Source organism: Arcobacter pernae, assembly GCF_049472135.1.
In the GTDB taxonomy this organism is placed as follows: domain Bacteria; phylum Campylobacterota; class Campylobacteria; order Campylobacterales; family Arcobacteraceae; genus Arcobacter_B.
Window position 1 is genome coordinate 42,161 of record NZ_JBMOVV010000010.1, and the last position, 12,489, is coordinate 54,649.

11 protein-coding genes are annotated in these 12,489 nt (G+C 30.1%); 10 read left to right on the forward strand and 1 reads right to left on the reverse strand.

Features of this window, described 5'->3' with window-relative positions; translation table 11 throughout:
* The first annotated feature begins 163 nt into the window (after positions 1-163).
* Entirely contained in the window at positions 164-1,897 is a 1,734-nt protein-coding gene (locus tag ACH5BF_RS11315) for an ATP-binding protein (protein ID WP_423274341.1), read from the forward strand.
* A 25-nt stretch (positions 1,898-1,922) separates the two neighbouring features.
* Here the strand turns inward: ACH5BF_RS11315 and ACH5BF_RS11320 are convergent, their stop codons facing one another.
* The gene (locus ACH5BF_RS11320) at positions 1,923-3,836 is read right to left on the reverse strand and encodes a methyl-accepting chemotaxis protein (RefSeq protein ID WP_423274342.1); all 1,914 of its coding nucleotides are present in this window, start codon (positions 3,834-3,836) and stop codon (positions 1,923-1,925) included.
* A 528-nt stretch (positions 3,837-4,364) separates the two neighbouring features.
* Between ACH5BF_RS11320 and ACH5BF_RS11325 the strand changes: the two genes are divergently transcribed.
* Genes ACH5BF_RS11325 through nuoI form a run of 9 tightly spaced genes read left to right on the forward strand, consistent with a single transcriptional unit; the run spans position 4,365 to position 12,482 of the window.
* Positions 4,365-4,754 (forward strand): NAD(P)H-quinone oxidoreductase subunit 3, encoded by a 390-nt coding sequence (locus ACH5BF_RS11325; protein ID WP_423274343.1) that lies wholly within the window; start codon positions 4,365-4,367, stop codon positions 4,752-4,754.
* On the forward strand, positions 4,736-5,245 hold the full coding sequence (locus ACH5BF_RS11330) for a NuoB/complex I 20 kDa subunit family protein (protein ID WP_423274344.1): 510 nt from the start codon (positions 4,736-4,738) through the stop codon (positions 5,243-5,245). Before ACH5BF_RS11325 ends, ACH5BF_RS11330 begins: the two co-directional genes overlap by 19 nt.
* Entirely contained in the window at positions 5,245-6,048 is an 804-nt protein-coding gene (locus ACH5BF_RS11335; protein ID WP_423274345.1) for an NADH-quinone oxidoreductase subunit C, read from the forward strand. Before ACH5BF_RS11330 ends, ACH5BF_RS11335 begins: the two co-directional genes overlap by 1 nt.
* 6 nt (positions 6,049-6,054) lie before the next feature.
* Positions 6,055-7,287 carry an NADH dehydrogenase (quinone) subunit D gene (gene nuoD, locus ACH5BF_RS11340; protein WP_423274346.1) on the forward strand — a complete coding sequence of 411 codons (1,233 nt, stop codon included), beginning with the start codon at positions 6,055-6,057 and terminating at the stop codon, positions 7,285-7,287.
* A gap of 12 nt (positions 7,288-7,299) precedes the next feature.
* Complete coding sequence (locus ACH5BF_RS11345) at positions 7,300-7,575, forward strand: NADH-ubiquinone oxidoreductase subunit E family protein (RefSeq protein WP_423274347.1); 276 nt, start codon at positions 7,300-7,302, stop codon at positions 7,573-7,575.
* Complete coding sequence (locus ACH5BF_RS11350; protein ID WP_423274348.1) at positions 7,575-8,384, forward strand: hypothetical protein; 810 nt, start codon at positions 7,575-7,577, stop codon at positions 8,382-8,384. Before ACH5BF_RS11345 ends, ACH5BF_RS11350 begins: the two co-directional genes overlap by 1 nt.
* Positions 8,384-10,858 (forward strand): NADH-quinone oxidoreductase subunit G, encoded by a 2,475-nt coding sequence (locus ACH5BF_RS11355; protein WP_423274349.1) that lies wholly within the window; start codon positions 8,384-8,386, stop codon positions 10,856-10,858. Before ACH5BF_RS11350 ends, ACH5BF_RS11355 begins: the two co-directional genes overlap by 1 nt.
* 1 nt (position 10,859) lies before the next feature.
* Positions 10,860-11,852 carry an NADH-quinone oxidoreductase subunit NuoH gene (gene nuoH / locus ACH5BF_RS11360; RefSeq protein ID WP_423274350.1) on the forward strand — a complete coding sequence of 331 codons (993 nt, stop codon included), beginning with the start codon at positions 10,860-10,862 and terminating at the stop codon, positions 11,850-11,852.
* A gap of 9 nt (positions 11,853-11,861) precedes the next feature.
* Positions 11,862-12,482, forward strand: a complete 621-nt coding sequence (gene nuoI, locus ACH5BF_RS11365) for an NADH-quinone oxidoreductase subunit NuoI (protein WP_423274351.1) — start codon at positions 11,862-11,864, stop codon at positions 12,480-12,482.
* The last annotated feature ends 7 nt before the right edge of the window (positions 12,483-12,489 follow it).

Sequence of the window (12,489 nt, forward strand, 5' to 3'; positions counted from 1 at the left end):
TTATAATAAAAAAATATGACATCATAGGTAAATAATTCTTAATAAATAATTTATGTGTAACAATTTGATAATTTTTTGTTAATTTTATTAGTTCATTAATAGTTAAGAGAATTTAATGTATCATCAAAGATTATACATATATTATATAGGATATTTTAAATAGATGAAAGAGTTAGTTAATTTTATAAAAGCTTCGGATATTACGAAGACAAACTTTTATAAAAGATTAAAATGTAAAAAAGAAGAAGGAGTTTTACTTCAATACTTAACAAAAGAGTATGTACGAGGAAGAGACACTTTAGTTGTTATAGATGTACTATCAGAATTTTACGATATAAAAGAGTATGAACATTTAGATAAATTAGACCTAATCAAGTCCCTTTTAGAGTGTGGTTGGTTAGTTCAAGTTGCCTTTGATCAAATAAAATTAAATGAAGTTTCAAAACTTGAACTTTTAAATTCAAATATTGCACTTTCAAGTTCATATTTAAAGCTATTTGAAAATAGTTCAGGGGATTTTATACTTCCTGAAATTAAAAGTTATACTGACCATTTAGAGTATCTTCAAGACCAGTTTTTCAAGATTGATTTAGTTCAACAGTTAAATGTTGTTAGAAAAAATTTTGATATTAACTCTCCTAGTTCTAATAGATTAAAATCAAAACTAGTATTACTAGAAAATAGAATAAAAGAGAGAGTAAAAGTAACAAATAGTTCTATTATGCTTGAAGACTTTTTTAAAGAGAATGATTTAGGTGATCAAGAACAAACACTATTTTTAGCTTTATTAAAAGAAGAGTATTCAGGTGGTGATGGTTCAATTAGAGATATGAATGCTTTAATAGAATTAATATCATCTGATGATTATGAAAAAATCAAATACAGAAGTTTATTAGAAGAGAGTTCGAACTTAGTATCAAAGGGATTAGTTGATTATGATGAAGTTCTTTCTGCCTTTGGTGGGATAAATAGAAACTTCTATATTCCAGATGAAATTTTATATAAAATTTCACATCCAACTAAGAAAAAAACTAGAAGAACAAAAATCAAACTTGATTCTGTGATTAAAGATCAAGATATGTTCGAACTAATAAATACTTCAAAGACTTTGGATGATGTTGTTTTAAATGAAAAAACAAAAGAGACATTAGATGCTTTATTACAGCAAGTTGATAAAAATGTTGCAAATAGATTAAAGCAATGGGGAATAAAAGATAAAAAAAGAGGCATTGATGCAAAAATAATCTTTTATGGGGTTGCTGGAACTGGAAAAACATTAACAGCTTTAGCAATGGCAAAATCTCTTAAAAAAGAAGTTCTTAGTTTTGATTGTTCAAAAATACTTTCTATGTATGTAGGTGAGAGTGAAAAGAATGTAAGAGCTATTTTTGATAAGTATTATGAGCTTAGAGAAATCTCAAAATCTGAGCCAATTTTACTTTTAAATGAAGCAGATCAATTCTTAAGTTCAAGAACTACAGGTGCTGGAAGTGGTAGTGATAAAATGCATAACCAAATGCAAAATATTTTCTTAGAGCAGATTGAGAGATTTGATGGAATTTTAATAGCTACAACAAACTTACTTGAAAACTTAGATAAGGCATTTTCAAGAAGATTTAACTATAAAATTGAGTTTATGAAACCAAATAAAGCTCAAAGAGTATTACTTTGGAAAAAGCTTTTACCTGAAACATTACCTTTAGAGCAAGATTTTGACTTAGAGGCTTTAGCTTCACACGAACTTACTGGTGGACAAATAGAACTTGTGATTAAAAATACTGCTTATAAACTAGCTGTAACAGAAAATCCTGTATTTAAAGTTGAAGACTTTGAAGAACAGATTCAAAAAGAGCAAAAAGGTCAGTTTGATTCTGAAAATAAAGTAGGTTTTTTCTAAGACTTAAGAAGTAGTTTTCTACTTCTTAAAATCTATTTTTTGATGTTTCTTCAACTAGGTCATTTGCCATAATTGAAGTCTTATTTGCAATCTCTTTTGTTTTTAATGCTACTAAACTATTATCTTGCGTTACTTGGTCAAGTAGTGATACAGCATTATTTATTTGTTCAACTCCTGCCATTTGCTCTTTAGAACTTGAAGTTACACTATTTATAATATCTGTTGTTTCTACAATATTCTCATTTAGCTTTTCATAACCTTGATACATTAATGATGCAATCTCATCACCTTCTTTTGCTTTTGATGTTGCAGCTTCAACTAAATTTTGAATTTCATTTGCTGCTTGAGAAGCTCTATTGGCTAGGTTTCTTACTTCTTGTGCAACAACAGCAAAACCTTTTCCTGCTTCCCCTGCAGTTGCAGCTTCAACAGCTGCATTTAAAGAAAGAATATTTGTTTGGAAAGCAATTTGATCTACAACTTTTATAGCTTCGTTTATCATGCTAACTTGCTCATTTATTTCTTGCATAGAGTTACTTGTTTTATTTGATAGCTCTTTTCCATTTATCACTGAATCTTCAAGCTCTTTTGCATTAGTTAATAATGCATTCATATTTTTAGAGTTGTCTCTCATAGTTTCAGTTATCTCTTCAAGTGAAGCTGCTGTTTCTTCAAGTGAGGCCGCTTGTTCTGTGGCTGCTTTTGATAACTTACTTACATTATTGTTTAGCTCTTTAGAGTTATTATAAAGTGTTTGACCATTATGTAGGTTATCTTTTAAAAGATTCGAAATCTCTTCTCCTAAACTATCTACGCCTTGCATTAATTCATTAAAATGTGATTCACAAGAAAGATTTGTTCTTTTAGTAAAATCTTTATTTTCATATGATTTTAAAACACTTAATGTATGAGTTGTTAGATTTTGTAATGATTCAATCATCGTATTTAAAGCTTCTGTTAAGTGATTAATAGTTTCATCACTTGTTGAAGCATTTATTTTTTTACTTAAATCTCCTCTTGCAACACTATCAACCACACTAGATACATTATTTAATACTTCATGATTTTCTTTTATATTAACTCTAATTGTTTTTATATTTTCATTTATTGCAATAGTTAGTTTTCCAACTTCATCTTTTGTCGTAACTTCAATTAAGTTTGCATCATCTTTTTTCCCATTGATAAACATTAAGAAATCAAGTAATCCTTTTTCTAAAGTTTTAATAGGGTCAACAATAGAGATTTTTGAAATAATAGGGATTAAAATACATAAAACAATCAATACAAAAATAGTTATTCCAACTAAAGTGTATACTAAAGAGTTGTATGTTTCAATTGTCTTTTCTTCCATTACTTGAACTTTTTTTGCAATATCATCTATATAGATTCCAGTAACAATAGTCCAGTTAAAAGCAGGGATATATTTTGAGAAAGCAATCTTTTTTATAAGCTTATCTGTATTTGGTTTTTTATAGTAATATTCAACAAAAGCTTTATCATCATTTCTAGAATCTATTAAAGCCTTTCTAAAGGCAAACCCTTTAATATCAGGTTTATTGATATCTGTTTTATTACCATTTAGCTGTGGTTTTGTACCATGAAAAGCGAAATAGTAATCATTACCTTTGTTTTCATAAGCGAAAAAATATCCACTACCATTTAAATATCTAGCACTGCTTAAAACTTCAATAGCTTTTTGCTTTGCTTCTTCAATATTTGAAGATTTTTTTATGATATTTTCAACAATTGTTGTAACCGTTAGGACTTCATTTTTAAGCAAATCCTTTTTTTCATTTAAAATAACCTTTTCAAAATCTTTGATTGTATTTTGAGAATTATTTTCAATCAAATTTATAGTAATAATACTAATAATCACTACTGTAAATAAAACAGGAAGCATACTAAGTGCAAGTAGCTTAAATTTAATGCTTTTTAACAATGAAACTCCTTAGGTCAAAAAAGTAAAAAAATTTTTACATAATTTACATTAATTTTACATAATAATTAACTAAAAGTTATATTAAATATTACAAATAATTATGGGAGTTATGAGAAAATGCGATAAAATAGTGAAAAAATGGACAAATTAAAAAAATAAATTAATATAAAAATTTAATAGAGATATAAAGATAGAAAAAAAGTAAAATATGTGCATTTTTGAAACAGTGAGTTTTTAAATGTAGTAAACTATATTTTTTGTGATAATTTTATGTAAGTTTATCATACCAATTTTAGATACTTCTTTTATAATGGTTTTAAAAGACTATAAAAAGTTGGTATAGAAGCATTGTGTTTCATTTGGTGTCAATTTGATTACATGTATAGCAAAAAAATAGCCAATAAGCTTTTTTTTATTGGGATAGAAATATCATTGCATAACTACTAAAGTGGCTATTTAATACTATTTAGGTACTATATTTAAGCTTCAAAGTAAACTTTTTAAAAAGTTTTATAAAGGATATACGATATGACACATATGGATTTTGCACATCCTTATTTCGGTGCATTTGTTATGTTTGTGGTAACATTTGCTGCATTTGGTGCTACTGTATGGTTATCAAGATTTATCAGTAGAAAGATTGCTAGACTTGATACTGAAAAACTTAAGACAACACTTTATGAGTGTGGACCAGAAGTAACAAAGCAACCAAATACAATCTCTACTCAGTTCTACTTAGTTGCATTACTATTTATTCTTTTTGATGTGGAAATTATTTTTATGTTCCCTTGGGCTATCAACTTTAAGATTTTAGGTTGGTTTGGGTTCGTAGCAATGATTTTATTTATCACAATTCTATCAATAGGATTCTTATACGAGTGGAAGAAAGGAGCCTTAGAATGGCACAGCATAAAGTAAATTATTTACAAGATGGTGGTGCACCAATTAAGTTAACAACTATTGATAAGCTTGTTAACTTTGGTAGATCAAACTCAATTTGGCCTATGACTTATGGTCTAGCATGTTGTGCTATTGAAATGATGGCTACAGGTGCTTCAAGATATGACTTCGATAGATTTGGTACTATTTTTAGAGCTTCTCCTAGACAATCTGACTGTATTATTATTGCAGGAACTTTAACTAAAAAGCATGCTGAGTTCATGAGAAGACTTTATGATCAAATGCCTGATCCAAAATGGGTAATCTCAATGGGTTCATGCGCTAACACAGGTGGTATGTTTAATACTTATGCAACTGTTCAAGGTGCAGATAGAATTGTGCCAGTTGATATTTATTTACCAGGTTGTGCTCCAAGACCAGAAACTTTACAGTATGCATTAATGACTCTACAAAAGAAAATTAGAAGAGAATCAATTTTCAGAGCTAAGAAGAAAAGAAGGTTAGTTTAATGAGACAGTACAAGCCAAAAGATGATGTTCAAAGAAAATCATATTTCTCTGATAGGTTTTATGTAACTCCAAGTTTACCTAGACTTGATGTAAATGAAGATGAACAGTTTGCAAAAGATTATGAATCATTTTCATCAAAAGTTGAAGTAAAAGAAGCTTATATAGAGCATACTCATTTAGTAATGCACATAGATAAAAATTCTATTGTTGATGCAATGACTCTTTTAAGAGAAGAGTTAGAATATGATATGTTAATAGAACTATCTGCTATTGATTATTTAGCAAAAAGAGATGGTTATGAATTATTTTATGAAATGTTGTCATTATCAAAACACAAAAGATTAAGAATCAAATGTTTCCTTAATAAAGACGATGCTGTTGAGTCTGTAACTTCAGTATTTAAATCAGCAAATTGGTCTGAGAGAGAAATGTACGATATGTTAGGTGTTAAAGTAGTAAATCACCCTAATATGAAAAGAATTATCATGCCAGATGATTGGTATGACCATCCACTTAAGAAAACTTATCCACTTCAAGGTGATGAGGCAGCTTCATGGTATGAAGTTGATAAAATTTTTGGAAAAGAAGCAAGAGATATTATAGGTCCTGAGCAAAGAGATCCAGCAGCAATTGATAGATATGACACAACTAGATTCGCTAGACTTGGACATGAGGTACCTTATGATACAGATATATCACAGTTTGAACCAGAAACAGCTATTAACTATCAAGAAGATAATGCTACACCAATTATGAAAAAATTAAAACCTGAAGAATCAGTAGTTTTAAAAAGAAGAAGGTAATAGAGTATGCAAACACAACAACCAAATAGATTAAAACCTTTTTTTGAAAATATAAACTTCGAGAGAGAAGATAATACAATGATGGTGAACTTCGGGCCACAACACCCGTCAGCTCACGGTCAGTTAAGACTTGCTTTAGAATTACAAGGTGAGGAAGTTGTAAAATCAAGACCATTAATTGGATACCTTCATAGAGGTATGGAAAAAATGGCTGAGAATATGATTTATAACGAATTCTTACCAACTACAGATAGAATGGACTATATTGCTGCAACTTCAAACAACTATGGTTATGCTTTAGCTATTGAGAAGTTACTTGGTATTGAAGCACCAAGAAGAGCAGAGATTATTAGAACTATGCTTTTAGAATTAAATAGAATTACTTCTCACTTATTCTGGTTAGCAACTCACGCACTTGATGTTGGTGCTATGTCTATGTTCTTATACTGTTTTAGAGAAAGAGAATACGCAATGGACTTAATTGAGGACTATTGTGGTGCAAGACTTACACACTCAGCTGTTAGAATTGGTGGAGTTCCTTTAGACTTACCATCTAACTGGATTGATGATTGTGAGTCATTCTTAAAAATCTTACATGAAGAATTAGAGAAATATGAAGGTTTATTAACAGAGAATAGAATCTGGAAAATGAGACTTGAAAATGTAGGTGTTATTACACCTCAAATGGCAAAAGATTGGGGATGTTCAGGTATTCCATTAAGAGGTTCTGGTATTAAATGGGACTTAAGAAAAGAGATGCCTTATGGAATTTATGATGAATTAGATTTTGATGTTCCAATTTCTGAGACTTGTGATTCATACGGTAGATATAAGCTTTGTATCGCTGAGATTAGAGAGTCTGCAAAAATTTTAAGACAATTATTCCCAATGTATATGGAAAGTGAATCTCAACTTATGGCTCATGCACCTGAGTATATTTCAGCTCCAAAAGAGCAAATTATGACTCAAAACTACTCTTTAATGCAACACTTCGTACTTGTAACACAAGGTATGAGACCGCCAAAAGGTGAAGTTTATGTTGCAACTGAATCACCAAAAGGTGAGTTAGGGTATTTTGTTGTAAGTGATGGAACGCCATATGCTTACAGATTAAAAATGAGAACACCAAGTTTCCAACATACTGCAATTTTAGAAGAGATTTTAGTTGGAACACAATTAGCTGACGTTGTTACTATCATTGGTAACCTAAACATTGTATTTGGTGAAATTGATAGATAGGGGAATAGAAGTATGAAAAGATTTGATTTAAGACCACTAAAAAACGACTTCTATGACAGAATGTTAGAACTTATGGATACTCAAATTGCTGATGGCGAAACAGCTATTATTATGTTTGAAATCGGTGATTTTGAAAATATCCAAAAAAGTGCAGATGTGATTTATGAAGCAGGTTATACTCTAATGAACTCTATTAAATTCAATGAAGTTGATTGGACTTTAGTTGTAAAAAAAGTTAAACCTGAACCAAGAGAAGTTGAGGAAGAAGCTTCAAAGGAAGCTGAATAATGAATAAAAAAGAGCTAATTGCTAAAAGTGATTTTGTAATTACTTTAGGAACAATGCTTTCAAACAATAAAGAGGCTTATAGAGACTCAATTATTGAATCAATAGCTAAAACAAATGCAAAATTTGTTTACATGCACCCAATTGATAATATTGATATAAAACTATATTACACACAATTTATAAAATATGAAGTGGGAAGTGAAGAGGGGGTTTGTGCTTTACTTCTTGATGCTTTTGTTAAAAATAGTGATGAAAATATTAAAGCTTATATTGATAACTTAGATTTAGGGTATATCTCTGCTGAAAGTAGTGCAGGTGAAGAAGAATTCGAAGAAGCTTATGAATCTTCTTGTGATGCTTCTTTTAAGACACTAATTATCGGTGATGATATTATAGAACACAATAGAGTTGAAAATATTGTTAAGATTTTAGCAGTAATTAAAAAGTACTCTGACTTAAATTTAGTAGTTTTAAATGATGATTTAGAACAAAAAATTAACTCTTGCGAAAATTTTGATTTAGAAGATATTGAAGACTTAAAGTCATACAATGGAACTTTACTATATAGATTAATTGATGAAGAAGATAATGATATTTTATCTTGTAGTCAATCATTTGCAAATATTGCAAAGGTTCAAGATGGTGATGAAGTTTTTATTAACTTTGCAGGTGAAAAAACAAAAAGAGTGTTGAAAGTTGATGACAAGTTAAATGGTACTGTATCAATAGCTAAAAGTTCTAACTGCGATAGTGAACTTTTTAAAAACTATAGATATAAGCAAGTAAAAATAGAAAAGGTTGATGCATAATGAGTGATATGATTACATTAACAATAGATGGAAAGTCTGTAGAAGCAAAAGAGGGTGAAACTATCTTAAATACAGCAAGAGCAAATGATATTTTTGTTCCTGCTGTTTGTTATTTAACAAGATGTTCACCAACTTTAGCATGTAGACTTTGTCTTGTTGAAGCAGATGGTAAACAAGTATATGGTTGTAATACTAAGATTAAAGAGGGGATGGAAATCTCAACTGTTACTCCTAATATTGCTAAAGAAAGAAGAGCTATTATGGAGGTTTATGATGTAAACCACCCATTACAGTGTGGAGTTTGTGACCAAAGTGGTGAATGTGAACTTCAAAACTACTCTTTATACATGAATGTGGATTCTCAAAGCTACAGCATCAAAGATATTCATAAGCCAACACAACACTGGGGAGTTATGAATTATGACCCAGCATTATGTATTGTTTGTGAAAGATGTGTAACTGTATGTAAAGATATGGTTGGATCAAATGCGCTTTCTACTGTAAAAAGAGGAGCAGATGCAATTGATAAGACATTTAAAGCTGAAATGCCAAAAGATGCTTATGCAATGTGGAATAAATTAAATAAGTCATTAATTGGATATGATAGTGACGCCTGTACTGATTGTGGAGAGTGTATCTCTGCATGTCCAGTTGGTGCTTTAGTATCTCATGATTTCCAATATACTTCAAATGCTTGGGAATTAAAGAAAATACCAGCTGCAAACCCACACTCATCTGATTGTGCATTTATGTATTATGAGATTAAACAAGAATCAATTGACAATCATGCTCAAAAAAGAATTTATAGAGTTACAAATGAACCTCATTTCTCAACTGTAAATGGTGCAGGAAGATTTGCATATGACTTTGAAAACAAAGTTGAAGCAAAAGACGAAGTTGCATTTAATAAAGCTGTTGAGGCATTTGGTAAAGCTGATACAATTAAATTTAACTCTTATATTACAAATGAAGAAGCATTAATCTTACAAAAACTTGCTAAACAAAGAGGTGCTAGACTTGTAAATGAAGATGCAAGAAGATATCAAGAGTTCTTAAAGAACTATGCATCAACATCTGGAAGATCTTTATACTCATCAACATTAACAGATGTTCACCAGGCTAACTTTGTAATTTCTGTTGGTTCATATTTAAAATCTGATTTACCAAATGCAAGATATGCATTTAATAACTCAGTAATTATGAATAAAGGTGCTGCTTTATACTTCCACCCAGTAGCAGACCCAGTAATGGAAAAAATTGGTAAAAAAGGTAAAACAACTGACTTTATTTATCATGATGCAATGGCTCAAGAAGCTATTTTATATTTCATTCTTTATAAGTTTGGAAAAGATTTACCTGCTTCAATTGCAGAGTTTATTACTTCTAAAACAGAAAAAAGAACAAAAACTGTAGTAGAAACTGTAAAAGAAAAAGTTGTTGAAATCGTAAAAGATGAAGAAACAGGTGAAGAAAAAGAAGTTTCTAAAATGGTTCCAAAGAAAGTTGAAAAAGAAGTTGAATTTGAATACAACTCATTTATTGAAGAATTTGGAAAAGATGAGAGTTTCTTAGAGCTAGTTGATGAAATGTTAGCTAAAAAAGATACATTCTCTTTAATTGTTGGAGAAGATTTAATTACTCATCCAAACGCAGCAAATTTAGCAAAACTTTGTGGAGTTATTGATAGATGTACACCATTTAATGTTGTTATTTTACCTACACAAACAAATACTTTAGGTGTATCACTTATTTGTGATTTAGCTAAAGAAGAGAGTGGTTTTGTAGTTGGATACAATGAAAAAGCTGACTTTGAACTATCTGCTTTAGGTGATGGAGATTTAGATATTCCTGCTCTTAACCAGCAAGAAGGTACATTTACAAATGTAGATAAAAAAGTTATTCCTACAAATGCGGCACTTGCTCATAAAGGTTATACTTTAAATGATATTGCAAATGTAGTATTAAATGATGATGTTGAATATACTATTGAATATACAGAGCAGTTACCATTAACTGGTGGATTTAAAGCAGTAGAATTTGATTCATTACCAAATGAATTTGGTAATGACAGAGTTGAATATAGAGGGTACGATTTATCAGTATTAGTGAGTGAAGCTAGTGATGAAGTTGAATTAAACTTATCAGATAAGTTAGCGCTTGCAGAAGATGAAGTAGTAATTTATAAAGCTAACCCAATTAATCAATTTAATGAATTTACAGCAATTGCTCATGAATTCAAAAAAGATTTAAAATCAGGTGTTTTCTTCTCAAAAAGTGCATTTGATAAATTAGAATTGCAAGAGGGTGATAAGGTTAAAGTTGAAGCAAATAACCAAGTATTAGAACTTAATGCTTATGTTGATATTCAAATCAATGGTGAAATAGCATATGTTTCTACATTTGAGAAGAATTCACCTTCAAGAGCTTTATTTAACACTTATAGATATAACAAAGCAAAAGTGACAAAGGCATAATATGGAAGCTGGAATTATTATAGAAACAATTGTTAAAGTTTTCACAGTAATCTTAGTATTTTCTGCGTTAGCTGGTTTTACAACATATATCGAGAGAAAAGTTTTAGCATTTATGCAAAGAAGACTTGGTCCTACAAATGTAGGTCCTTATGGTCTTTTACAAATTGCAGCTGATGGTATTAAACTATTTACAAAAGAAGACTTTATCCCTGCAAATGCAAATAAACCAATCTTTATGATTGCACCAATTATTACAGCTGCAACTGCATTTATTGCAATGTCAGCAGTACCTTTCTTTCCAGAGTTTGAAATCTTTGGATATACAGTAAGACCAATTATTTCAGATGTAAATGTTGGGGTTTTATTTGTATTATCAGTAGGTGCTATTGGACTTTATGGACCATTATTAGGTGGTATGAGTTCTGCAAATAAATGGGCATTAATTGGTGGTGCTAGAACAGCAATTCAAATGTTATCATATGAAATTGTATCTGGACTTGCATTACTTGCACCAATCATGATGGTTGGCTCATTATCATTAATTGATATTAATAACTATCAATCTGGTGGAATCTCTGAATGGATTATTTGGTACCAACCTTTAGCATTTATTTTATTTGTTATTGCTGGTTTTGCTGAAACAAACAGAACACCATTTGATTTACTTGAGCATGAAGCTGAATTAGTTGCTGGTTATGCAACAGAGTATTCTGGTATGAGATGGGGTATGTTCTTCATTGGTGAATATGCTGCATTATTTACAATTTCATTCTTAATTGCACTTATTTTCTTAGGTGGATTTGAGCCATTATGGTTTATTCCTGGTGGAATAGCAATTGTATTAAAAGTAATGTTATTGATTTTTGTATTCTTATGGACAAGAGCAGCTTGGCCACACGTTAGACCTGACCAATTAATGTGGTTATGTTGGAAAGTATTAATGCCACTTGCAGTACTAAATATTTTAGTTACTGGTTTAGTGATGATGATATAAGGGGTAATTATGAGTTTTAAAGAGTTTAAAAATAGAAATATATCTGAAGATTACGTAACAGTACAAGAAGATAATTATCCAAAAACTGAGTGGGAATCTTTTAAACAAGTATTAAAAAGATCTGTAAAAGGTGAACTTTTAACAGGTCTTAAAATTACTTGGAAGATGATGACAGGAGCACTTTTCAAAGGTGAAATGGCAACTGTTCAATATCCAGCAGAAAAATTACCTATTGGTCCAAGATATAGAGCTGTACATAAATTACTTGTTCTTTTAGAATCAGGAAGTGAAAGATGTATTGGTTGTGGTTTATGTGAAAAGATTTGTATTGCAAATTGTATTAGAATGGAAACTAAAATTGATGAGAATTCAAGAAAGGCTGTAACTGAGTATACAATTAACATGGGAAGATGTATTTTCTGTGGTTATTGTGCTGAAGTTTGTCCAGAGCTTGCTATTGTTCATGGTGGAAGATATGAAAACTCATCAGAGCAAAGAGCACACTTCTCTTTAAAAGAGGACATCATAACGCCATTTGATCAATTAAATCAACAAACAGAGTTTGCAGGTTTTGGTTCAGTATCTCCAGATGCTGATGAAAAAATCAAGAAAACTCCATTATCATACTAAGGAGTCT